This window comes from Paenibacillus sedimenti, from assembly GCF_014534655.1.
Taxonomy (GTDB): Bacteria; Bacillota; Bacilli; order Paenibacillales; family NBRC-103111; genus Paenibacillus_E; species Paenibacillus_E sedimenti.
The window spans coordinates 544,249-569,709 of the sequence record NZ_JACVVD010000001.1; the positions used below are offsets into that span (position 1 = coordinate 544,249).

A 25,461-nucleotide genomic window follows, 5' to 3' on the forward strand; every position below is an offset into this window, starting at 1 on the left:
CGCAAATGGATGATATTACAGACTGCTATCCAGGCAGCTTATGTTATACTTTTGTCAAAGACTACGCGAATTGGAGAAACGGTCGATGCATGTATCATTCATGAAAACTTTGAATCTGCGCACAAAATTCATGATTATTCTCGTGTTGTTTATTTTAGCGCCGCTCATGATATTCGGCATCTTGTTTTATCAGAGTTCCAAAGACCTCGTATCGCAAAGGACGGATAAAGAGAGCCTGCAGGTACTTACGCTCGTCAATCAAAACGTTAATCAACTGCTCAAGGGATATGAATCCCAATTGAACGATATTTATGAGCATGAAGATATCATTAAGCAAATCAGCGCTTCATCTGAAACGAAGTCAGGTGAGCAGATAATACAAAGCGACGATACCGTAAATCGCTATCTTCGCGACTTCCTGAGAGGGAAGGATGATTTGGATTCCATTTATTTGTTCACGCTCAAGGCTACGTATTTCGGCGATTTTAAAGGACCAAACCTTTTTGCCCACATCTATCGTGATCATCCGATGTGGGAACGGTTCATTGCTTTAGGAACCGGACGGGCTGTCTGGCTGCCGAGCTATGAGCTTCCGCCTAACGAGTACAACTCAAAGCCTTCACATTATTTTGCAGTAGGCATGCAGGTCAAGGACGTATATGATTCCCTGCAGACGCTGGGCACCTTAATTGCCAACGTCAAAATCGATGCTTTGGATAAAATCATCAGTAACGTTCAAGTAAGTCCCAATAGCGTGTTATTAATTACCGATCATCAAGGTAACTTGATATGGAACAGAAATCCCGATGCCTACGGCATTAATTTGTCGGTGTATCCTTTCTTTAATCAATTGGATCAACATAAAGACGGGCGGTTTACCCAGGAAATTAACGGTACTTCCTATCGGGGCACATTTCTACGTTCCGATTATAATGGCTGGTATTACTTTTCCTTTGTTCCGCATTCCGATTTAAACGAACAAACCAATGATCTTAAGCGCTTCCTGGCAGCGACAGTCGTCGCTTTCGCCGCTTTGTTCATATTGCTGGCCGCATTTACATCGAATTATATTACACGTCCGATCCGTCTGATGGCACTGGCGATGAAGCAAATTCATAAGGACAATTTCGAAATGACGCCGCTATCCCAGTCTTCAGACGAAATGGGCATGCTGCAGGGCGCGTTTCTTAGTATGCGAGGAAGGATTAACGAGCTGATCAAGGAAGTAAGGTTGATCTCCAATAAGGAAAAAGAAGCTGAGGTCAGGGCGCTTCAGGCTCAGATCAATCCGCATTTTGTTTACAACTCACTCGATGCGATCAACTGGATGGCGATCGAAAATGACCAAACCCGAATCAGCCGTATGATTACCTCTTTGAGCGATATTATGAGATATGCGATCAAGCCTGGCGAACAGTTGGTTACGATCGAAGAGGAGCTAAAGTGGGCTCAAAATTATGCTTACTTGCAAGAAATGAGATTTGAAGATAAATTTGAAGTCGTTTTTGATGTGAAAATTGACACCATGGATCTAAAAGTACCGAGATTGCTATTCCAACCTTATTTAGAAAATTCGATCATCCATGGGATGGAAGATATCGACACGGGCGGCGTTATTCGGATCACAGTTCAGAGCACCGGAAGTGAGGATGATCAGAAGCTTATGGTCATCGTTCAAGATAACGGCGGAGGAATTTCTGCGGATAAGCTTCAACAAATTAAAGAACGCCGGAGCCATGGTATCGGCATCTATAATTTGGATGAGCGGTTGAAGATGGAGTATGGACCGAGCTACGGGACAACGATACAATCGGTCTATTGCGAAGGAACCATCGTCACCATTATCCTGCCTTATATTCGTTAAGACATAACGGGGGAGATCAACATGTACAAGGTTTTAGTGGTAGATGACGAGCCGAGAGTTCGCAGAGGTCTGACCAGTCTGATTCCGAAGCTTGACAGCGATTGGACCGTGATCGGTGAAGCCAAGAACGGGTACGATGCGCTGGAGGCAGTCAAGAAAGAGATGCCTGATTTGGTTATCACGGATATCCGCATGCCGCATATGAACGGGTTGGATCTTCTTAGCCATTTGAAGGAATATCCGGTGCATGTCGTCATCTTATCGGGATACGGTTATTTTGAATACGCACAAACGGCGGTTAAATATGGCGCTTTCGATTATTTGTTAAAGCCGCTGAAGCCTGAAGACATCGAGAGTGTGTTGAAAAGAGTGAAGATAGAACGGCAACTGGTTCCGGCTGTGTCACAGACCAGTTCCAATCGGCCGAATTATTCCAAGCTGTGGAAGGATTGGCTGCTCGGACTCCAGGAGGAGAAAGAACCTCCGAAGCTGCTCAGCCCTTTATTCCCTATCGATATTTCCATGTTCCGGATCATGGTCATCGAAGTAGATCTCATTGATGAGCTTATCAACGAGGATCAATGGGGGGACAGACAGTTGGTCTTGTTCGCCGTTCGTAATATTATCCAAGACATTACCGGGATGAGAACAAACTCGGACGCCCACTTTTTATTCGTGAACGGTGCTCAATTGTTCTTTCTCACCATCAATGAAGAAAATACGAGACAGCTAGCCAAAACATGCATCGAGGAAGTCCGCCGCTGGCTCAAAATATCGATTTCCATCGGGATTAGCGACGTCACCGATACCTACCTTGAATTGCCGGATATTCTGCAGCATGCGCGCGTAGCTCTACAAAATAAATGGATTTACGGGTGTGGAACCGTAAGCGATTACGATGACTTGAAAATGGAGGACATCATAGAGGTTGGCTACCCGAATGGGTTAGAAACGGAGCTCATTAAGGCGATTCGAAGCGGACGATCGGATCACTCTGCATGCGTATTATCCGAGTTCGTTGAAACGGTCAAACAAAGGAATGTTTCATTCCGGTTGTTTCGGAGGTTTTGCCTGCAATTGGTTTCTTCCGTTATTCGTTTGACCTATGAACAAAAAATGTACGATCTGGTGCTCCAGAATCTGGACCGTCCAATCGACTTATTTGACAGGAATTTTACGCTCGAAGAGTATGTTGAATTTATGCTGAGTCTCATTGAATCGTGTATGGTGTCGATGGAATGGAATAAAACGCAAAAGCAGAATCGGACAATCGAAAAGGCGCTGTCTTTCCTTCAATCGAACTATTCGCAAGACATTTCATTAGAAGACACGGCGCGGCATGTCCAGATGAATCCAAGCTATTTCAGCTCCTATTTTAAACTCGAAACCGGAAGCTCCTTTGTTGAATATTTAACGGGGCTTCGCATGGAGAAAGCGAAAACGCTCATGATGGATTCCCAATTAAGACTATATGAAATTGCACAAATGGTCGGTTATAAGGAAGTAAAATATTTTTCACGGTTATTCAAGAAAAAAATGGGTGTCACCCCCGTGGAATACAGGCAATTTTTCTTCCGAAAAGAGGATTGAGATGAAAAAAAAAACATCGATGAGGGTTAACTTTACCCGCAAGCTGGCGATCTTATTAGCGATGTTCAGCCTGCTGGTCGCTTGCGTGCAAGATCCGACAACGAAATCACCTGAATTAGACAAGCTGTTTCGTTCGGCGGCAGGGCAAAGCAAGGAGACGAATGCACCTAAGACTGTTCTTCGCTTATGGTCGTTCCATACATCTAAGGAATTTGAATTTTGGCAGGAGCTGGCCAAGCAGTATCAGCAGCTCCATCCGGAAATAGAAATCAAAGTGGAGTACGTGTCCAGCGATGATTATTTTGCAGGTGAACGGCTGCTTTCATCATTCGCCTCCGGAACGGGTCCGGATATCTTTTTTGTATCGTCGCCCATGATCAAGCGGCTCGTTGATGTCAGTATGCTAATGCCGCTGGACTCGTATTTTACGCCGGAAATGAAAAATGATTTCTACCCGGCCGCGCTGGATGCCGTTACTTTGTACAACAATATTTATGCGGTTCCGATTGAAACGGAACTGATGGGTTTATTTTACAATAAATCGATGTTTCAAAAGCATGAGCTGGTGCCGCCTAAAACCTGGGATGAGATGATGGAGGCGGCGCAGAAGCTGAGATCGCCACGCGTAAGCGGTTTAACGATTGAAACGTTCGGCGGGGTATACCAGAACTTCTCCTGGTTTCCGTTTTTGTGGCAAACCGGTGCCGATTTGATCTCTGAAGACGGCAAGCATTCCGGACTGGGCCATACGAAAGGCGAGGATATGTACAATTTTTTCCGCAGCATGGTCAATCAAGGGTTAATTAATATGCAGCCATCGCGCCCTGCAACGGATATTGGCATTTTGACGAACGGTGAAACGGCGATGCAGGTGAGCGGGACGTGGAATATTCGCATGCTGGAGACGCAATACGCCGATCAGCCGATCGGTGTTGTTCCCCTGCCGACGCCGGATGGCGGGAATCGACTAACCATCGCAGGCGGCTGGAAAATTGCCGTGAATTCGCGAAGCGAGTATGCAAGCGAAGCAGCGAAGTTTGTGATGTGGGCTTTTTCTGGCGATACGAGCATACCGCTCAGGTGGTGCAGCGATGTTAAGTTTGCTTATTCCCCGCGCAAATCCGTCATGGAAGCTGGAACCGACTATTACCGGCGCGGCCTTCGAGCGGTCTTTACCAATGAAATTTTCGGCACGGAGCGGATGGAGCCGCAGTATCCGGAAGAAATCAACCGGACATTTACCCAATCGTTACAAAGCTTATTGTACAGCAAGCTTTCAGGTAAAGAAGTGGCTCAAAGCATGGAAGAGAAGATCGATCGCTTCCTGTCCAAAATCCAAAAATAGTCCACCTAACTAAATTATTTCTCGTTATGTACAGCTGTTCCCCCGGATTATACTCAAGATGTAGACGAAATGAAAGGGGATACAAGCTATGAAAAAGACATGGAAAGTGTTAGGGGTCGCCGCGGTTAGTTCGGCACTGGTTTTACAGCTGGGTTGCGGTGCATCAACGACAGAAGCTCCAAAAGCGGGCGAAGCAACTCCGAAAGGTACAGAAGCCGCCAAGGATACAAGCTCCGCCAAGAAAGACAAAGTCAAACTGGCTTTCTGGGACATGCATACCGAAGCTGAGAGCAAGTTCTTCAAAGATTTGGTCGATGCCTACAACAAATCGCAAGATGCAGTGCAAATTGAGTATTCGACATACGACCAGGCTTCTTACACGACAACCAAGCTTCCAACCGGTTTTGCAAGCGGTGCAGGTCCAGACATCTACATGATCAGCCCTGGCGACTTTATGAAATTCGCTAAATCAGGCTTAATGAAAGATTTGACTCCGGATTTCCCGGCAGGCGTGAAAGAGGATTTCCTGCCTGCGTCTCTCGAAGCTGTAACGTATAACGGCAAAATTATGGCTCTGCCATTTGAATTAGAAACGTTAGGTCTTTACTACAACAAGGAAATGCTGGATAAAGCCGGCGTTCAAGTTCCGAAAACATGGGACGAACTCCATGCCGCTGCGAAGAAACTGACAACCGATAAGGTAGCAGGTTTGATTATCCCGCCGGATAAAGGCCCTTACTTTAACTTTATCTGGTATCCATTCTTGTGGCAGCAAGGCGGAAACGTGCTGAGTGCAGATGGAACCAAATCAACGTTCAACACGCCAGAGACGGCTAAAGCGCTCGATTTCTGGGGAAGCTTCTTCAAAGACGGTCTGTCTCCGAAAAAACTGCAGCTCGGTCCTTGGGAAATCGATAACCTCGGTAACAAAACCGCAGCCATGCAAATTGTCGGAACATGGGCCATCAATCGAATTGAAGAGAAATATAAAGATGTACCGATCGGTCTAGCTCCGCTTCCTATTCCTGCCGGCGGCAAAGCTGCAACAGACGCAGGCGGTTGGAAACTGGCTGTTAACGGTCAAAGCAAGAATGCGGCTGAAGCTGCGAAGTTCGTCATGTGGGCATTCGGTTCATCGGATCTTACACATGCCTTGAAATGGGGCACAGAAGTGAAATTCGCTTACTCCCCTCGTAAATCCGTAGTCGAAAAGGGTAAGGACATTTATAACAAAGGTCTGCGTAAAGTATTCACTGAAGAAATTTACAACTCCGCGATCCCAGAGCCTCGTTATCCGTCTGAAGTGGTCGATGCAGTTGGCGATGCGATGCAGTATGTCATGTACGGTAAAATGTCAGGTGCTGAAGCAGCCAAAACGATTGATGCCAAAATTACGGATATCTTAAGCAAACAGAAATAGTTTGGAATCTGGGGGAGACGGCTTGCTCCGTAATACTGCAAGACGTTTCTCCCTTTTCTATTACCGGGGGAGGGGTAAAAAGTGACTCCAAGACGCACCAATGCCCGCATGATTCGAGAATGGGTTACGGCTTACAGCTTCTTGCTTCCCAATATTTTGGGATTAATGATCTTTGTGTTTATTCCGATTTTATATGCTTTTTATGTCAGTTTGCACGATTGGAACGCACTGTCACCGAAAGTGTACGTCGGCTTTCAAAACTATGTTACCTTGTTATCCGATGATCAGTGGTGGCATTCCGTAACGAGAACGTTGTTATTCAGCCTCGTATATGTGCCATTGTTATTCTGTCTCGCTTTGCTTTCCGCCCTGCTCGTGAACGGATTGAAAGGGAAGACGGTGGGTATCGTCAGAACGATGTTTCTGCTCCCTTTTGCCGTCACATCGGTCATTTCTGCCATTATTGCGATGTTCTTGCTCGATCCCAGGAACGGTCTTGCCAATCAGTTTCTTTCACTGTTCGGCATCGGAACCCAACAATTCCTCGGGTCTCCTACGCAGGCCATCTATTGTGTCATTCTGACCTTGCTTTGGATCAACCTTGGTTACAACATGACTATTTTTCTATCCGCGATCAAGGAAATTCCGAATGATTATTTTGAAGCGGCCCATATTGACGGGGCAACCCGTTTTCAAAGTTTCCGGTTTATTACATTCCCTTTGCTGCGGGAAACGAATACGTTTATTTTGATTGTTACGACAATCGCGTCCTTTCAAATCTTCGATCATATCATCGTGATGACGAAAGGCGGACCTATGGATTCCACGGAAGTCAGTGTGCTTTATATCTTTAAGCAAGCTTTCCAAATGCTGAACATGGGCTATTCTTCTGCTCTCGCGTTTGTCCTGTTCCTGATTGTTTTTGCATTTTCCATGATTCAACTTAAATTTTTCTCTTCTAAAGATTAGGCGGTGCTTCTATGAGAATAATGAACCGGTTTCTATTGCCCTCGGTTTCGATCATTGTCGGGATCGCCATGATTTTTCCGATTTACATGCTGTTCATCAGCTCTTTTCGTTCGGAGACCAACGTTTTCAACATTCAGTTATGGCCGACAGAGTTTGTGTTTGCCAATTTTGTGGAGGCTGTAACCTCATCCCATTTGCTTAGATCGATCATGAACTCGTTGATCGTTTCCACAACCGTTACAGCAGTAGCCATGTTGTTCCACGCGATGTCCGGTTATGCGCTGGCCCGCTTTAACTTTCCGGGGAAAAACGTGATCTTCGCCTGGATGCTCAGTACATTAATGATTCCGTTCGCTGTGATCATGCTGCCTTTGTATTTGATTACCAAGAATCTTGGCATGACCAACTCTTTTTCCGGTTTGATCATTCCTGCCATTTTTAACGCTTATGGAATTTTTCTGTTCCGTCAGTTTTACCGGGAATTTCCTAAAGAGCTGGAAGAGGCAGCCTATATAGAAGGGCTTTCTCAGGCAGGGACGTTTTTTCGGATCGCATTGCCGCTTTCCATGCCGATTATCGCCCCATTAACGATCGGATTTTTCTTGGCTAATTGGAATTCCTATATCTGGCCCCTCATCATTACGCAAAAAGAGACCATGTGGGTTATCCAGGTTCAACTCGCTAACTTGGTCGGCGGGGGCTACGTGACGCCATGGAACATCGTGCTTGCCGCGGCGGTGATTGCTGCATTGCCTACCTTCTTGCTATTCTTCGTGATGCAGAAATATTTGGTAGAAGGAATCAAAATGACCGGTATTAAATGATGCCGAATTTCAACCAACAGGGAGCTGAACAGATCATGCTAGGATCATCATTACGAGATTTATACAGAACGCGCCAAGGAAAACGCAAAAGGGCTTCCAGTTATGATACAACGGGGGGAAACCGTGATTATCTCAAGCTATACCCTGGCGATAAAAAAAATATTTTTGATATTGCCGGATCCGGCTGTATTACCCATATCTGGATGACGATGGCGCCCCTGGATGACGCTGCGATTGAAACGTTCCTGCATCGTAAAGTTGTACTGAGAATGTATTGGGACGGCGAAGAGAATCCGAGTGTACAGGCACCGATCGGCGATTTCTTCGGTATGGGTCATGGCATTACGAAAAATTACTGCTCGACGCCGCTTGCTATGAGCCCGGAAGACGGAAGATCGCTTAATTGTTTCTTTCCGATGCCGTTTGGCCGCAATGCCAGAATTGAAGTCGAATCCAATGCGGATCAACCGATCAAATTTTACTATTATGTCGATTACGAACAATACGCGTTCCCGATTGACAGCGAACTCAGGTTTCATGCGATTTGGCACCGTGAGCTTACAGACGGTATTGAAGATAACATTTCCAATGCGTTTTTCGAATTTGGCGGCAAAAACACAACAGGCGATGGAAACTACGTGATGCTTGATGCAGTCGGAAAAGGCCATTATGTCGGTTGTAACTTGAACATTCATAACTTGCGGATGACGCGGGAATGGAACTGGTACGGCGAGGGAGACGACATGATCTTCATTGACGGGGAACCATGGCCGCCTTCGCTGCACGGCACGGGAATGGAGGATTACTTCAACACGGCCTGGTGTCCGACGCAAGAGTATCATTCTCCGAATCATGGCATCATTCTCGGCGGCGGTCCTAACTGGTCAGGCAAAATCTCGGCTTACCGGTTTCATATCGAAGATCCTGTGATGTTTGACACGTCCATTAAAGTGACAATCGAGCACGGACACAATAACCATCGCAGCGACGATTACTCCAGCACCGCTTATTGGTATCAGACGGAGCCTCATAAAGACCATCCGATCATTTTGCCGGTGGATAAGAGATTGCCGTTACCTGAAATTTTGCCTTTCAAGCCGGAAGACCTGAAAAAATGCTTTGACTATTAATCCGATCGAATAGCCGCTGCTCTCATCCTTGAAAGCTGCGGTTATTCGCATTTGCAGTCGTTGACGAAACCGGGTTCTCCAGATAATATTAATATGATAACGTTAACATGGAGAAACGGCTCAATGACTTTGATGTAAAGGATGGATCCCCTTTGACCAAAATGACAATCAAAGATGTGGCAAGAGAAGCGGGGGTTTCCACAGCAACGATTTCGCGTGTTTTGAACAATTCCGGCTATGTCAGCCATGATGTGAAGCAGCAGGTACTTGCAGTCATCCGGAAATTCAACTACCAGCCTAACGCCATTGCCAGAAGCCTAAAGCAGGAAAAATCACGCAGTATCGGTATTGTGCTGCCAGATATGGCGAACCCGTATTTTATGAAAATTGCCCGAACTATACAGCACCGCTGCTTTCAAGAAGGCTATCATCTGCTCTTTATCGATACCGAAGAGAATCCGGAGAAAGAAAGCGAAGCGCTTGACTTCCTGACCGAAAAAAGAATCGAAGCTTTGATCCTTGCAGGAACCGGCGCGAATCGGGATCAAATCCAGACGATCAGCGATTCGGGCATTCACGTTATTTTGTTCGACCGACGCTTCTCCAATTTGAAACTGGATACCGTGACGGAAGATAATTTCTACGCCGCCAAGTCAGCGGTTGAGTATTTGCTGGAGAAGAAACATGAGCGGATCGGGATCATTCATGGTCCGCAGACGATCAGTACCGCTAGGGAGAGAAGACAAGGTGCGCTTATCGGTTTAGAGGAAGCGGGGATAAGCTTATTGCCGGAACTGATGATCGAAGGCGATTATACGAGAGAGTCAGGCATCAAAGCCATTCAGCATTTCAGTCAATTGCCTGATCGGCCTACGGCCATATTTTCCTCCAATAACGAAATGACGTTCGGCATTTATTTGGGCTTGCAGGAATTGGGGATACCGCTCGACAGCGTAGAAGTGGTTTCCTTCGGGGACCTTGAATTTTCATCCTTGTTTCAGCATAAGCTTTCCGTCATTATGCAAAATCCCCAGGAGCTTGGGGAAACGATCGGCGATCTGTTAATCCGGCGGTTAAACGGGGATGACGACGCTAAAGAGAATCGTATTTTAATGCCGCGTCTTGTGCCATCGCGGTAAATGAATGATCTTACAGATCATTTTTTTCGAAGGTGTGTAAACGATAACACATAATCTTGAATTGCAATTTTGAGGAGGACCCGTTAATGAAAGCACTTGTGATTGAAGCGCCTTATCAAGCGGTCATCAAAGAAGTTCCATACCCGGCTCCGGGGGATGGCGAAGTCACCATTGAAGTCAGGAATGTGGGAATTTGCGGAACGGATATCCATATCTACAGAGGTGAATTTATTTCTCCTTACCCGATTGTGCCGGGTCATGAATTTTCCGGCGTCGTCCATGCGATCGGGGAGGGCGTAACCGGGCTGCGCGAAGGAGACAGAGTGAGTGCCGATCCTTCGCTGTTTTGCGGCCAATGTCCTTATTGCAAGACGGGTAAAGGGAATCAGTGCACGAATTGGGGAGCCTTAGGCAATACCGTGGACGGCAGTATGGCCGAATATGTTCGTGTTCCGGCGGGAAATGTTGTGAAGATACCCGACAGCATGTCATTTGCCGAGGCGGCATTTATTGAGCCGATGGCTTGCGTTGTTCATGCCATGAACCGGCTTGGGGTAAAAGCCGGGGATAAAGCGATCCTTTTTGGCGCCGGCGCTATGGGACAGCAGTTGATTCAGACATTAGTACATTCCGGCGTTTCGGAACTTGCTGTTGTAGATATATCACCCGGCAAACTGGAAATGTCCAAATCCAGGGGAGCGACACGCTGCATCCTCAGTAATGAGTCGGAATTAACTGCGGAGAAAAATGCGAATCCGGAAGGATATGATATCGTTGTCGACGCGACAGGTATTCCGTCCGTGATTCAAGAGGCGCTTTCGTTTATGGGAAGGGGAGCCAAATATTTACAGTTCGGCGTTACGCCAAAGGATGCTGTTATCGAATTGGATCCTTTTCAACTTTATAATAAGGACTGGACGCTTATCGGTTCCATGGCGATCAATCATACATTCTTGCCTGCATTCCAATGGATTCAGTCGGGAAGGATTGATGTAGGGCCGCTCATTTCAAGGGAAATATCGCTCGAGGACACGCTGGCTTATTTAAAAGGACCGCGCGATCCGGATGATCTTAAAGTACAGATTAGAGTGAGATGATTGCGAAAGAAAATAACTCCTGCTTTTCGTAACTCTCATTCATAGTGAAAGTGAAAAAAGGAGTTATTTTATTCAAACAATGTAAACGATTACACATCTACTGAGAATTGTGTGAAGGGATACCGTTACCTTTGCTACGAATGAAAGGGCTTACATAGGGTGATCTGTCTTCGGGCGTTTCTCAATATATCAACAATTTAGAAAAGGAGAGGTTCAAATTGCGTTTTCGAAAGCCCGAGCTCAATACATCTCTCAATTTGCAGCATTGCGAACAGGAGTAGGCAAGCGCTATTTAGACGAAGGCAAAATGCTTCAACCTCTCATATTTAAAGCTGGTACGATAGCCCTGCATTGGCATCACTATAATTGCGATATCAAATTCAAGGAATACGAAGACAGTGGGGAGCTTGAAGTAAGCGCCATCGTTCATTCCGCATGGAGTTATCGGGATGAAACTTTCGCTTTCTTTTTCGCAAATGTAACAGACGAGGAGCAAAGTATGCATGTGAGTTTGAAATTGAGTTCTTATTTGATCCGGGGGAATGCATTCACCATCTACTTGATATCATGTTGGAGGCGGTGCAGCGGGCACCTGGCGCCGATATGGCTTGACACTGTCCGACCAGCATAATCCTTCTTGTTGACAGCCTGTCAAGTACCTGCTGTGATGCAAGAGGGATTTTTCACATCTGCATCCAGCCTCACAAACGACGGACATTGCCGGCAAAGGAGATGTCGATTTGAAGCACTGGCTTCATCTTTTTCGCAATAAAGGACTTCGATTTAAATTGTTGATATATTTTATCACTTTAATCTTGTTGCCTGTCGCAACTTTAGGGGTTATCGGAAATTGGGTTTCCGTTAAGACTCTGGAGAATGAAGCGAATACGCATACGGAACAGATGATTGGACAGGTTACCAAGAACCTTGATTTCTATGTGCAAAATGTAGCGCAAACCCTCCAATTGATATCGTCAAACCCGGAGACCGGGCGTTTTCTTGCTGTTAACCCGCAGACTTCTGCTGAGCAGCGACAAGCCGTGGAAGTTGAAGTAAGAAGAATGTTAAGCAGTTTCACAACCATCTACCCGGATATTGCGGGAATCATCATTGTGAACGATAACGATATGGACATCAGTAACGAAATGTATCGTGTAGCCAGGGACCCATTGACAAGTGAAGAGTGGTACAGCAAAGCGATGAAAGCTCCGGAGAAGCCGCTTTTGATCAGCAAGCCGATCGGGAGAAACATTACGACGAACTTCAACTATAGTCCGGATGATGTATTATCCGTGGTGCAGGCGATACGCAATTCAGAAACAGGGCTCTATCATGGTGTGGTACTTATCGATTATAAGCTGACGAGGATGGAGACCTTGGTTCGCGACATCACATTAGGTAAAAACGGCTTTATTTATATTATGGATAACAACGGGGAAATCGTCTACGCGCCTGAGAATTCGACAGTCTACCGGGTCAGGGCCGAATGGATGCGACAACCAAACGGCGCATCTATTGTGAAGACGATACGAAACGAACGGTATCAGATTATGTATACGCTTTCCGACTTTACGAAATGGAAGACAGTGGGTTTGTTTTCGTTGAACGAAACGCTTCAGGATGTAACGAAGCTCCGCAATATTTCATTCGTATTAGGGGGATTGACCATTATTTTGGCTGTTTTCACTTCACTCTTTTTTACGCGATCGATCGTCAGGCCCATTGGCAGATTGAGACAGTTGATGAAGCGGGCCGAAGCCGGCGACTTGTCCGTCCGGTATGAGATGACGAGCCGCGATGAAATCGGTCAGCTTGGACATAGTTTCAACAATATGATTGCGGAAATTCATAAGCTGATCGAATTGGTTTATGAGGAACAAAAGAGTAAGAGGGATGCAGAGCTTAGGGTTATGCAGGCGCAAATTAAACCTCATTTTCTTTATAATACCCTCGATACGATCCAATGGATGGCGCAGGAGCGAAAAGCTGACGATATCGTGGTGATGATCGTTAAATTGACGAATCTGTTCCGTATCGGTTTAAGCAGGGGGAAGGAAACGATACTCGTCAGCGAAGAAATCGAGCATATTCAGAGCTATTTATTTATACAAAAAGCACGGTATGAATCGAAATTGAATTATGAAATATACGTAGACCCGGACGCCGAGCGGGAACTTATCATCAAATTAACGCTGCAGCCTTTGGTGGAGAATGCAATCTACCACGGCATCAAAGCTCGTCGAGGCCAAGGGCGCATTTATATCGAAGTGATTAAAGCGGAGGGCAGGTTGAAAATGTACGTCAGGGATAACGGTGCGGGTATTCCCCCTGACCAATTAGTGAAGCTGCGTGCGAGGCTGTCGGGAAATTCCGCTGACGAAGAAATTACGGGATTCGGTTTATTTAATGTGCATGAACGCATTCGGCTTGTTTACGGAGAACCGTACGGCATCAAGATATACAGTACCGTAGGCGAAGGAACGACTGTGGAAGTCTGGTATCCGTTAAAAAGGGGGTAAGGAAAAAATGTGGAGAGTGCTTATCGCGGATGACGAGCCCAAAATTCGCAGAGGATTGCGTAACAATGTCGAGTGGCAGTCTCTTGACATGGAAGTTATTGCCGAAGCGGAAGACGGCTTGGAAGCCCTGGAACTGTCCGAGCAGCTTAAACCCGATGTCTTGCTGGTGGATATCTGTATGCCGATTTTGAACGGATTGGAATTCGTTGAAAAGATGCTCGCTTTTTTAACGGACTCCGTCATTATCGTCATTACAGGTCACAATGAATTCGTATATGCGCAGAAGGCTTTAAAATTAGGCGTATTTGATTATTTATTGAAGCCTGCATCCAAGGATCAATTATATGCCGTCTTGGGGGCAGCGAAGGAACGTCTTCAGCAGAGAAAATACATGCATTGGACCGCCGAGCAGGTTTCCAAACATATGCCGCAGATGAAGGAACGCTTTTTAAATGACTGGATCGGAGGCAGTTTAACCGAGGTGGAAGTTAAGGAACAACTCGGCTTTCTGCAATGTACGTTCGACTCCGCTTTCTGTCTGGTATTGATTAAAGTTATTGACCGAATACAACTCCATGACAAACCGCAAGAATGGGATCGACTGCTATTGTTGTTTGCCGTGCAAAATGTGGTGGAGGATGTACTCCGGAAATGGGGTTCATACATCGTATTTCGCGATCGCAAAGAGTATATCGTCGCCTTAGTTACGCTGAATAACAAACATACAGGCAGTGAAATCGTTACGGCGGTTATCTCGACGGTCGAACAAGTTTTGAAAAAAACGGTGCTCGCTTTTTGCCGAGAAGGCGATTCCATCGTGACGGAAGCACCTATCGCATATGAACGGCTATATCAGGAGGCAGCCGGTGAAAGCAGCGCGACACCGATTGTTTTGCTTGCCAAAAAATATATTCGGGACAACTATCACAAAGAGGATCTGAATTTAAAAGAAGTGGCCGACATGATCAAAATCAGTCCTTCCTATTTAAGCCGTCTGCTTAGGCAGGAAACCGGATCGTCTTTTATTGACTATCTGACGCAAGTTCGAATCAAGCAGGCCATCATTTTACTGCAAGATCCGATGATCAAGATACTTGAAATTTCGAAACGGGTTGGATATAACGGGCAGCATTATTTTAGTATGGCATTTAAGAAGGTATTGGGCGTTTCCCCTGCTGAATATCGAAAGGGTGGAGTCAAGTGAAGCGGATACTAGTGCCTGTTCTCATCGTTTGTTTACTCGCATTCACCGGATGTTCGTTCACCGGGCGGGAGGATGAGGTTGGTGAAATTGAATATGTGATCGGGGTGTCGCAAGCTAACCTTGGGGAGCCTTGGCGGGTGAGCATGAATAGAGAGATCCAAGAGGAGGCAAATAAGCACAAGAATGCAAGAGTCATATTTACAGATGCGGCACAAAGCAGCCAAAAGCAAATTCGCGATGTAGAGAGGCTCATGAAGCAGGGGATCGATCTGCTCATTATTTCACCGAACGAGGCAAAACCATTAACTCCTATTGTCCAAGAGACCTATCGAAAAATACCCGTTATCGTATTGGATCGTGAAATCGAAAATAGTAACTATACCATGTTCATCGGCGCCGACAACCAATTGATTGGCCGGAAGGCGGGGCAGTTCGTTAGTCAATTGTTGGGGGCTCGAGGGGGAAAAGTAGTGGAAATCGGAGGTCTCCTCGGTTCTACGCCTGCCAAGGACCGAAGCGATGGGTTTAGGGCGGAGCTCGCCAAGCATGAGAATATTCATATTGTCGGTACGATTACAGCGGATTGGCTCAGAGATAAAGCGGAAGATCTCATGAAGGAACAACTTAGGAAGTGGCCGAATGTGGATGTGGTTTTTGCCCAAAATGATCCCATGGCATTGGGGGCGTCCAGGGCGGCAAGCGCTCTGGGGAGAAAAGGTATCAAATTTATAGGCATTGACGGTTTGTCCGGACAATGGGGCGGGATTCAACTTGTCGGGCGAAAGGTGCTGGAAGCGACATTCATTTACCCAACGGGGGGCAAAGAAGCTGTGCAATATGCGTTCAGCATCTTAAATCATGAAGCGAACCTCCCTAAGAGAGTCACCTTGGACAGCATTAAAGTTACGCAAGAAAATGTATCGGAGTACCTCTCGCAATGAATTGCGTAAATTTATGAATTCTGGCGTTTTTTCGTAAATACTTTAACAGGTCCCGAGTCCTATAATCATCTTAGAAAAAGAAGGGGAGGTGATGAAAATGGAAGAAGGGACGCTGCTTCGCTTGGAACGCATTCGCAAATCGTTCTCTAACGTACAAGCACTGAAAGGCGTTAACCTGGATCTAAAAAGGGGCGAGGTTCTTGCGTTGATGGGAGAGAACGGAGCCGGGAAATCAACGCTAATGAATATTATGCAAGGCGCTATCGGGGATTATGAAGGGGACATTTATTTGCTTGATAAGAAAGTGGAGATTCGCAATCCGATTGACGCGAGAAGGTTAGGGATTGCCAAGATCCATCAGGAGCTGCAGCTTGTCCCGGAGTTGTCCGTAGCGGAGAATATTTTTCTCGGACGGGAGCCGAGGAACCGTTTCGGCTTGGTAGACTTTCCAAGAATGAACAGGGAGACAGAGCCGTATTTGGAAGCGCTTGATTTATCCGTGAAGGAAACAGCCAAGGTGGGTGGACTTCGGCTCGGGGAACAACAACTGATCGAGGTGGCCAAGGCATTATCTCTTCAAGCCCGCATCCTAATTATGGACGAACCGACATCGGCACTAAGCGAAGCCGAGACCCGGAAGTTGTTCACCGTCATTCGTCGCCTTTCATCCGAAGGGGTTTCCATCATTTACATATCTCATCGGATGGAGGAAATATTCGAGCTGACCCACCGCATTACCGTAATGAGAGACGGGGAGTACATTGCGACTGTCCATACGAAGGACGTCACCAAAGATGAATTGGTCCAGATGATGGTGGGGCGTACCGTCTCCGATTTATATCCGGCTCGCCGTGCGAAGATCGGACAGGAAATGATGGCCGTTGAGCAAATGACGTACCTCCCGCCTGCCGAGAGTTCTAAAAAAAGGCTCTACAACGTCTCTTTCAAGGTGCATCAAGGGGAGGTGCTTGGCATAGCAGGCTTGATGGGGGCCGGGAGAACCGAGATACTGGAATGCCTTTTCGGCCTCTTTCCCGCACATACCTCAGGGACGATCAAACTGCAGGGGAAAAAAGTCCGGATTCGCAGTCCGCAGGAGGCCATCGGCTACAAGATGTCTTTTGTAACGGAGGATCGTAAGGGTCAGGGACTGGTCCTGGGACGTCCGATCAGTGAAAATATGACGCTTCCGCTGCTCAAGCAGCTCAGTCGTTGGCTGTTTCTCCGATTTCGCGCAGAAGAAGAGTATTGCCGCGAACAAATCGACAATTTAAAAGTCAAGGCGCATAGCGCGAATGTTGCGGCGGGGACTTTAAGCGGGGGCAACCAGCAAAAAGTCATTCTTGCCAGGTGGCTGATGATGAATCCAAACATCCTGCTGCTCGATGAACCGACCAGGGGGATTGATGTGGGAGCGAAAGCGGAAATCTATCAGCTTATCCAAAAGCTGGCTAGCGAAGGAAAAAGCATCATCATGGTTTCTTCCGAGCTTCCTGAATTAATCGGTAACTGCGATCGGATTATTACCGTTTGCGAGGGAAGAGTTACGGGAGAATTTTCCAGAGAAGAAGCAACGCCGGAAAAATTGTTATCGGCAGCGACGTTAAGGGAGTGAACCGGCATGTCTGAAATCAAATGGTCTGACAAGTGGCAAGGAAAAGAAAGCCTGCTGCATAGAAGAACATTAATCTCCTGGCAGGGCATCAAAAAGTTTCAAAGCGTCTTTGGTCTTGTGGGCATCATTGTTCTCGCCTCTGTTCTATGTGTGAGGGACGGGGAAAATTTGTTTTTGAACCCAACCAATTTGGCCAACGTCGTAAGGGCGATATCCGAAAACGGCATTATTGCTGTAGGTATGACGCTTGTCATCCTGGTGGCGGGAATTGACTTGTCCGTTGGCGCGATCTTGGGGCTTACGGCAACAGTCGCCGCCGATCTGATGATGCACAGGGAGTTCGGGACGCTCAGCACCATTCTTGTCGTTCTTTTGATCGGTGCGCTGATCGGTTTGTTCAACGGTGCGGTCAGCACGAAACTTTCCATACAATCATTTATCGTCACATTAGCCAGCATGAGCGTTGCAAGAGGCATCGCCCGATTTTGGTCAGGCGGCGCCGGAATTCCCATTTCTTATGGGAACGAATCGAATCTTGCACCTGCGTCTTATTCGATTCTTAGTGAACGAATAGCGGGGATTCCCGTCCCGGCTATTTGCTTCATCGGGATCAGCATCGTGATCGCGGTCGTACTGAAATATACAAGATTCGGAAGGTATGTGTATGCCATCGGCGGCAATCCAACGGCAAGTCATCTATCCGGCATTCAGGTAACCCGAATCAAGATCGCGGTCTTCATGATATGCGGAGTTCTATCGGCGGTAGCGGGACTGATTCATGCGGCTCAATTAAATCAAGGCAGCCCAAATGACGGGATCGGCTACGAGCTTAACGCCATTGCAGCTGTCGCTATAGGTGGAACCAGCTTGTCGGGCGGGATCGGTACGATTCCGGGAACGGTCATCGGAGCGCTTATTTTGGGAGTACTCGATAATATGCTAGGTTTGTTGAACGTCAATAACAATCTGCAAATGGTCTTCAAAGGATTAATTATTATTATCGCCGTAGTGCTGCAAAGAAAAAAATAAGTATACAACCTCTATTAGGAAGGGTGTTCCATTAAATGATAAAAAATAAATTTTTTTCATCGTTTGTTCTCGTCTTGCTGTTAATATCTTTAAGCGCATGCGGTAACGGTTCGACCGGCTCCGGCTCATCGAAAGATGCCCAGCCTGCTGCAGCTAGCCCAGCTGCAACAACCGCTGTTAAAGAAGAAAAGAAACCTGAAGAGCCTAAAAAGAAAACCAATTTCTTGATTGGTATGTCGCAAGCTAACTTGGGTGAGCCATGGCGTGTCGCGATGAATGACCAGATTGCCGCAGCCGCTTCCAAGCATCCGGAATTAAAAGTCGTGTTTGCCGACGCCGCGCAGGACAACAGCAAGCAGATCGCAGATGTCGAAAACTTTATCCAGCAAAAAATCGACCTGCTGATCATTTCCCCGAACGAAGCAAAGCCCCTTACGGCTGTGGTGAAAAAAGCCTATGACTCGGGTATTCCGGTTATCGTCCTGGATCGTAAAGTAGAAGGCGATGCTTACACGCAATATATTGGCGGCGACAACAAATTAATCGGTAAAAAAGCCGGAGAATTCGTAGCGAAGCTGCTTGGCGATAAAGGCGGGAATGTAGTTGAGGTTAAAGGACTCGAGGGCGCAACGCCTCAGAAGGAACGCCATGACGGTTTCATGGAAGGTATCAAGAGCAATCCGAACGTGAAGATCATCGTTTCCCAAAACGCAGATTGGTTGAGAGACAAAGCGATTACCGTTATGGAATCCATCCTGCAAGCGAACAAGAAGATCGATGTCGTTTACGGTCATAACGATCCTGCAGCCGAGGGAGCTTATATTGCGGCTAAAAACGCTAAGCGAGAAGGCGAAATGAAGTTCATCGGCATCGACGCGCTGCCTACTCTTGACGGAGGTATTAAAGCGGTAATCGAAGGCAGATTGTCCGCGACTTACGTATATCCAACAGGCGGTAAAGAAGCCATCGACAACGCTATTAAAATTTTGAAAAACGGCGAAAAAGTCGAAAAGTCAATCACGCTGGACACAGTAGAAGTTACAAAAAATAACGCTGCTGACGTTTATAAGCAATTTGGCGGCAAATAAGTCAAAGGTTAATAACGAAACGACCGCATTACATTAGCGGTCGTTTTCTTTTTCTGAAATGAAGGTCCTTTTCTCTGCAATGAACCGATAAAACAAAATGGTGCATGATTGAGTAAATAAGTAAATACAAAAAGAGTAATAAATCATATAGGAATTTTTATAAGTAAATACTCCCGCTTGTACGCAAATCCATTCGAAAATGACTGAAATCAAAGAACAAAGTGCAATATATCCAATGGTTTTCATTCCCTTTATTTGAAATAGATCGTAAAAATATATTAATAAATATCCGAAAGGCGCATAAAGCAAATAAGCGACAAGATCCATAACCGAATAGGCAGGACCGTCCATAATGTCATAAAGGTCAAAAATACCTCCCCCAATGGAATTATCTAACATACTCGCAACAGTAGAACCGAATATTAGCAGGAGAAGACTAATCGATACTGAAAACCGTCTTGGCATAAAGTAAATAACCCCATATGCAACGATGATGCATGAAATCAGAAAATAGTCATTTAAATCAAACTTGCCTTCAATAAAGACCATAGCTGCACATCCTTTTAAAGCATTTCAAAGCTAGATAAGCCATGTAAAAGAGCACCAGCCGGTATAAGAATAACCAAATCGCAGTAAGGAACCCATGATAAGTGATTAGTAGTAAAAGGTGACTCATTAGCTCCAAGCAAACCAGAGCACCAATTGCAGCTAATTGAACCGCAGCTTTTCTAGACATTACTTGATTTTGAACGGAAACATTAATCATAATCGCTATAGTAAGGGGGATGATGATGCTTTGCAATAAAGCTAATGAGACATAGAGCATGGGATCATCCGAAATCATAAAAAAATGGAAAGCATCGCCGAATAAATAATATAGATTTGTATTTAGGAAATCGACGAACAAAAACACGAAGGCAAAATCTTTGCGAGGAAACTTTTTATACATAATAGCGGAGCTTGCAATAAGAAACCAACTCATAGAGATATAAAGGGAGATGACCATATCAGCCTCGTAGTTATTATGATTTTCCATAGTATGGATTCAATGTGCAATGATTATACGATATTGGATATTGACCTCAAAAGAGAGATATGAAAAAGACCTGAGACAATGTCTCAGGCCTTTAAATATGTTTAGCTTTCGGAAGGGTAGAGCAGAACTTTACCCGCAGTCATTTGAGACTGATAATGGCTTATAGCAGAGGCTGTTTGTTCTAACGGAAAGGTTTTGCTGATTTCAGTCTGGATCATGGAGCCGATGAACTTCTTCATCGAGGTTTGTAAAGTCAAAAGATCCAGGATGGACTGCGTCTTGACCCAGTCGGACGCCCAGAAGCCATCGATGCGTTTGCTGCGGAAAACAAGATCATCCGCATTCAACGTAGTTGTACTGCCGCTGAGCCGTCCATACTGAAACAACGTAGAACCGTCAGGAAGCGCTGACAGAACTTGTCCTGTCAGATCACCGCCTACAGCATCGAAGCATACCGTTGCCCCAAGATCATAGCATAAAACTCTTAAATCTTTCTCAAAGGCTGCCGATTGACTGTTGAAGATATGTGCGCCCCCGGCCTTCCGAAGGAGTCCTATATGTTCTTCTTTTCTCACGATACTGATAATATGTATGCCGAATTCTTGACCCAACTTCACTAAGATACGTCCGAGCGCGCTTGCCCCGGCTGTTTGTACAATGGCTTTGGATTTTTGCTTTTTGGCTATTCGGATCATTGCCAAGGCGCTTGCCGGATTTACGAAGAAAACGGCGCCCTGTTCGTCCGAAACTGCATCAGGAAGTACCATGCATGTCATTGCGCTTGCTTTCGTATATTGCGCCCAAGAACCGTAGTTTTCAGATACGAAGGCGACGCGTTTTCCTTTCAGCATCCGTGCTACAAGGCTGTTTCCTGTTGCAATAACCGTTCCGCATCCTTCCATACCGCCTACGCAAGGGAGATCCCGCTTGATCCCATAATTTCCATGGATGAAAAGTAAGTCGGCAGGATTAATCGAAGCGGCGTGAACTTTAATCAGCACTTCATTACTGTTGATTGCTGGAACCGGTATTTCCCCATAGGCGATTCCCGAGCTCCCGTTATATTCGTTTAACATGACAGCATGCATCGTTTTAGACATCCCCATACATCCTACTCTCGCTTAAATTTTAGCCAATGCCAAATCTTTGATCTTTCTCCATTCCGCCGCATGCTTTTCCAGATTCTCGATGAGCTGATCTACATCCCGCAAAAAGCTTTCTTTGTCATCGGTTTGGATTTCTATATTCTCGTCCGGCAAAGCAGCGTTTGCCGGCAGAGCAGCAATAAATCGCTGCAGCTTAACTTCGATAGAAATGGCGGTCTTACCGGGTTTAGATGCTGATTTTGGCTTGATTGCCTTCGCCCTTTCAGCTTTATTTTGTTCATATACCGACCAGGTTTCCACAAGATCGGGTCCGGATTTGTACAATAACTTGTCCTTTGTGCTTGCCGACATGTCTTTATCCTTGAATAAGCGGGCGATTTTTTTGACATCGCTCACAGGCAGTTCATCTCTTGCTATGATTAGAGCGAGCGAGTCCCGGTGCTCCATAGGTAAATCTTTAATCGGCATCAGCTGATCTTCCGTTAACTTATCTTTCCTGATCTCCGTTCCGCTGACGATCAGCTTTTTGACGGGATTGCTGAACTTGAGCAGATCACATTTGTTTTTAATATAGGTTTCCGGCTTACCAAGCTTGTTAGAGAGATATTTGATCGAACTGCTGAACTTCGGATTGTTCAAAAGTTTGTCGAACGCATCCGCTTCTTCAATCGGGGAAAAGCCCTCTCTCGTTAAATTTTCTGCGACCTGTTCCAGATAGATTTCCAATTCATCCGTTACTGCCGAGACGATGCAAGGGATTGTCGGGCGGCCCAGCATCATGCACGCTTTGTAGCGTCTGTTTCCGTAAATGATTTTATATCGGCCGTTATTCGTTGTTCTTACTTTGATAGGGGATAACAGGCCGATCTCCTCGATGCTTTTCATTAATTCTTGCAGCGATTCTTCGGCAAATTGATAGCGGGGCTGATCGGTATCTTCATCAATTAAATCCGCTCTAATTTCGATAATATCCATATGATTTCTCCTATCGTTCGATTAAGTCTTCGCAAGAAGCACTCGTAGAGGTCATATGTATTATACAATAATTCAAATAAGGAGCGAACCATAATGAAGGAAAATTCTCGTAATTGATGAAAATTTTAGGTTTCAATTACGAGAAATCGAAAGGGGAATTTATTAAAAGACGGGGTCAATGAAGGGCTAACATACCGTGGGAGATGGGTGATGCGGATACTAAGAGCCGGCTTGCTCTCTTTTCCAGATTTCGAACCTTTCAGGGGAGATTCCTAACTGTCTGACAACGGTTTCGCAGTTTAGAATTCGCATAGGGTTTCCTCTCCGCTATAAAAATAAAAACAAAAATAGACCATCTTGAATAAGATGGCCGGTTGCACTAATAGCTCGAACGTTTCAAAGTGCCCAGATACAGAAACGTTTTCTTTGCTTTCCACATATTTACATTGTGTATGCACTAGAATAACATAAATAACCGGTCGAATTCTGTGAAAAATGACACGAAAATTCAAATTTACTTGAAACTATTTGATTATCTGGTTACATTATCATCATGAAAAGCATTTAAGCGAGAGGCGTGAAGGAGCATGGACTTCAGAAAATACAAAACCTTTCAGGTTGTTGCGGATTGTCTGAATTTAACCCGAGCGGCCGATCAACTGGGTTATACGCAGCCGACGATTACCCTTCAGCTGCAATCGCTGGAAAGCGAGCTGGGTGTCACGTTATTCAATCGCGTAGGGAAGAAAACCTTCCTAACGCCTTCCGGTAAACTGGTCAAACAATATGTCGATCAAATGTTTGCATTACACGAAGAAATGGAACGGGAGCTCAAGAAGCTCGAGAACCCTCACGGATTGTTGACCGTGGCTGCGCCGGAATTTTATTGCACACATTATTTGTCGCTGATCATCCATTCCTATATTTCTCAAAATCCGCAGGTGAAACTGCAGCTGTTCTCTTGCGATAGCAACGATGCGATGAAAAAGGTTGCCGCGAATGAAGCCGACCTAGCGATCATTGCCGGTCCTTGCGATTTACCGATCATGGAAACTCTCCCCCTCGGTAAGGAGGATCTCGTCCTTGTGACGACTAGAGAGCTATATGAAAAGTATGACGATAAGAACATTCTGATGGAAAAATATCCGTTCATCACCTATAAATCGGGCTCTAATATCCAGCGTCTGGTCAACGAGTGTATGGAGGAGTATGGATTCGCGCCGGAAAATTACATTGAGTGTGTAACCGATGAAACGATTAAACGAACGGTCCTGTATCATACAGGGATTGCTTTGCTTGGTTCCGCCCTTGTGGAGGAGGAGCTTCGAAAAGGGACTTTGGCTGAACTTCACCGCTTCCCCGGCAAAATCGAGACGTCGATGGTCATCTTGAAGAAACGCATGGATGAGAAAAATATTTATTCTTTCGCCGAGATCGTCAAACGAATCTGGACGGAAATGTAGTTCGATCCTCCTGAGTCATAGGCCGTGATAAACGGTTTATGCTGTAGGGGGATTTTTTAATTAATAGGGGGATAAGTATAATGTTTTTCAATCGTAACGATTGGAACATTCAATTATTTTAATGAATATATGCATGGTACAATGGCGGTACTACGGGAGATAGGAAGAGGTGCGTCTGATGAATGCGGTGAAGAACAACAAGATTTCGATGATCGGCGTCCCGCTGCAGCACGGTGCTGACCGCATAGGTGTGGACATGGGGCCGAGCGCAATCAGAGGATCGAATGTTCAGCATAGATTGGAAGCTCTTGGTTATCAGATTCAAGATTTAGGCGATATTCATGTGAATAAAATGATCGAAGCTTATGCGGCAGGGGAAAAGCTTAAGCATTTGAAGGAAATCCGGAATGTAAACAGCCGGCTGTGCCAAGTTATTGCTGATGAAATTGGTAAAGGGCAATTCCCGCTCGTCCTTGGCGGTGATCATAGCATTGCGATCGGCACGATTAAAGGGGTTCTACAGCATGTGAACAAGCTTGGCGTCATCTGGTTTGACGCTCATACGGATGTGAATACGGAGGAAACTACATTCTCAGGCAATATTCATGGCATGTCCTTGGCGGTTGCTCTTGGGTATGGTCATCAAGAGCTTGTTTCCATCGGAGGTATTGACAAAAAGATTAGATCCGAGAATGTCGTCATTATCGGTGCCAGATCGATTGATCAGGGTGAAAGGAAGTTCCTCAAAGAGAAAGGCATCCGTGTATTTACGATGCATGATATAGATCGGAACGGCATGAAGCAGGTTATGGAAGAGGCGCTTGAGATTGTTACGAACGGAACCGATGGCGTTCACCTCAGTCTGGACCTTGATGGCATGGATCCAGATGATGCGCCCGGTGTCGGTACGCCGGTATCCGGCGGCATGTCTTATCGGGAAAGCCACTTGGCCATGGAGATGCTGTATGAGCGCGATTGTCTCGTCTCGGCTGAGTTTGTCGAAGTGAACCCGATGCTGGATCAACATAACAAAACAGCGAGAACAGCCGTTGAGTTGATTGGCTCCGTGTTTGGAGAAAGGATTTTATAACTGAAGGAGGGCGACGG

The 25,461-nt window shown here is 45.9% G+C and carries 20 protein-coding genes and 1 riboswitch; of the genes, 17 read left to right on the forward strand and 3 right to left on the reverse strand.

The genetic code is table 11. The annotated features are described in order from the left end of the window. Positions 1-85: 85 nt before the first annotated feature. The 15 genes from ICC18_RS01840 to ICC18_RS01910 all read left to right on the forward strand — a co-directional run bounded on the left by ICC18_RS01840 (position 86) and on the right by ICC18_RS01910 (position 19,774). The gene (locus ICC18_RS01840) at positions 86-1,864 is read left to right on the forward strand and encodes a cache domain-containing sensor histidine kinase (protein ID WP_188172673.1); all 1,779 of its coding nucleotides are present in this window, start codon (positions 86-88) and stop codon (positions 1,862-1,864) included. Positions 1,865-1,885: 21 nt separating this feature from the next. Next, a complete protein-coding gene (locus ICC18_RS01845; RefSeq protein ID WP_188172674.1) occupies positions 1,886-3,454 on the forward strand; it encodes a response regulator transcription factor in 1,569 nt (522 codons plus the stop codon). A 1-nt stretch (position 3,455) separates the two neighbouring features. Beyond that, entirely contained in the window at positions 3,456-4,799 is a 1,344-nt protein-coding gene (locus ICC18_RS01850) for an ABC transporter substrate-binding protein (protein WP_188172675.1), read from the forward strand. Positions 4,800-4,887: 88 nt separating this feature from the next. Next, complete coding sequence (locus ICC18_RS01855) at positions 4,888-6,219, forward strand: ABC transporter substrate-binding protein (protein WP_188172676.1); 1,332 nt, start codon at positions 4,888-4,890, stop codon at positions 6,217-6,219. A gap of 81 nt (positions 6,220-6,300) precedes the next feature. Next, entirely contained in the window at positions 6,301-7,188 is an 888-nt protein-coding gene (locus ICC18_RS01860) for a carbohydrate ABC transporter permease (protein ID WP_312029465.1), read from the forward strand. 11 nt (positions 7,189-7,199) lie between these two features. Beyond that, on the forward strand, positions 7,200-8,012 hold the full coding sequence (locus ICC18_RS01865; RefSeq protein ID WP_188172677.1) for a carbohydrate ABC transporter permease: 813 nt from the start codon (positions 7,200-7,202) through the stop codon (positions 8,010-8,012). Between the two features lie 35 nt (positions 8,013-8,047). Beyond that, entirely contained in the window at positions 8,048-9,142 is a 1,095-nt protein-coding gene (locus ICC18_RS01870) for a glycoside hydrolase family 172 protein (protein WP_188172678.1), read from the forward strand. A 161-nt stretch (positions 9,143-9,303) separates the two neighbouring features. Next, a complete protein-coding gene (locus ICC18_RS01875) occupies positions 9,304-10,281 on the forward strand; it encodes a LacI family DNA-binding transcriptional regulator (RefSeq protein ID WP_223192310.1) in 978 nt (325 codons plus the stop codon). A gap of 86 nt (positions 10,282-10,367) precedes the next feature. Further along, the gene (locus tag ICC18_RS01880) at positions 10,368-11,378 is read left to right on the forward strand and encodes a zinc-dependent alcohol dehydrogenase family protein (protein WP_188172680.1); all 1,011 of its coding nucleotides are present in this window, start codon (positions 10,368-10,370) and stop codon (positions 11,376-11,378) included. Between the two features lie 740 nt (positions 11,379-12,118). Then, positions 12,119-13,897, forward strand: coding sequence for a cache domain-containing sensor histidine kinase (locus ICC18_RS01885; protein WP_188172681.1), 1,779 nt, complete (start codon positions 12,119-12,121; stop codon positions 13,895-13,897). A gap of 7 nt (positions 13,898-13,904) precedes the next feature. After that, positions 13,905-15,101, forward strand: a complete 1,197-nt coding sequence (locus ICC18_RS01890) for a response regulator transcription factor (protein ID WP_188172682.1) — start codon at positions 13,905-13,907, stop codon at positions 15,099-15,101. Beyond that, complete coding sequence (locus tag ICC18_RS01895; RefSeq protein ID WP_312029466.1) at positions 15,098-16,042, forward strand: substrate-binding domain-containing protein; 945 nt, start codon at positions 15,098-15,100, stop codon at positions 16,040-16,042. Before ICC18_RS01890 ends, ICC18_RS01895 begins: the two co-directional genes overlap by 4 nt. Before the next feature lie 97 nt (positions 16,043-16,139). Beyond that, on the forward strand, positions 16,140-17,657 hold the full coding sequence (locus ICC18_RS01900; RefSeq protein WP_188172683.1) for a sugar ABC transporter ATP-binding protein: 1,518 nt from the start codon (positions 16,140-16,142) through the stop codon (positions 17,655-17,657). Between the two features lie 6 nt (positions 17,658-17,663). After that, the gene (locus ICC18_RS01905; protein WP_188172684.1) at positions 17,664-18,686 is read left to right on the forward strand and encodes an ABC transporter permease; all 1,023 of its coding nucleotides are present in this window, start codon (positions 17,664-17,666) and stop codon (positions 18,684-18,686) included. Between the two features lie 35 nt (positions 18,687-18,721). Beyond that, positions 18,722-19,774, forward strand: a complete 1,053-nt coding sequence (locus ICC18_RS01910) for a substrate-binding domain-containing protein (RefSeq protein ID WP_188172685.1) — start codon at positions 18,722-18,724, stop codon at positions 19,772-19,774. Between the two features lie 33 nt (positions 19,775-19,807). Here the strand turns inward: ICC18_RS01910 and ICC18_RS01915 are convergent, their stop codons facing one another. From ICC18_RS01915 to ICC18_RS01925, 3 genes are all read right to left on the reverse strand, one after another. Then, the gene (locus tag ICC18_RS01915) at positions 19,808-20,323 is read right to left on the reverse strand and encodes a hypothetical protein (RefSeq protein ID WP_188172686.1); all 516 of its coding nucleotides are present in this window, start codon (positions 20,321-20,323) and stop codon (positions 19,808-19,810) included. Between the two features lie 588 nt (positions 20,324-20,911). After that, complete coding sequence (locus ICC18_RS01920) at positions 20,912-21,910, reverse strand: zinc-binding dehydrogenase (protein WP_188172687.1); 999 nt, start codon at positions 21,908-21,910, stop codon at positions 20,912-20,914. A gap of 21 nt (positions 21,911-21,931) precedes the next feature. Then, complete coding sequence (locus tag ICC18_RS01925) at positions 21,932-22,891, reverse strand: ParB/RepB/Spo0J family partition protein (RefSeq protein ID WP_188172688.1); 960 nt, start codon at positions 22,889-22,891, stop codon at positions 21,932-21,934. A 359-nt stretch (positions 22,892-23,250) separates the two neighbouring features. Beyond that, positions 23,251-23,334: riboswitch (cyclic di-GMP riboswitch) on the reverse strand. A 144-nt stretch (positions 23,335-23,478) separates the two neighbouring features. Here ICC18_RS01925 and ICC18_RS01930 point away from each other — a divergent pair. After that, complete coding sequence (locus ICC18_RS01930) at positions 23,479-24,354, forward strand: LysR family transcriptional regulator (protein ID WP_188172689.1); 876 nt, start codon at positions 23,479-23,481, stop codon at positions 24,352-24,354. Between the two features lie 178 nt (positions 24,355-24,532). After that, on the forward strand, positions 24,533-25,444 hold the full coding sequence (rocF, locus tag ICC18_RS01935) for an arginase (RefSeq protein WP_188172690.1): 912 nt from the start codon (positions 24,533-24,535) through the stop codon (positions 25,442-25,444). The last annotated feature ends 17 nt before the right edge of the window (positions 25,445-25,461 follow it).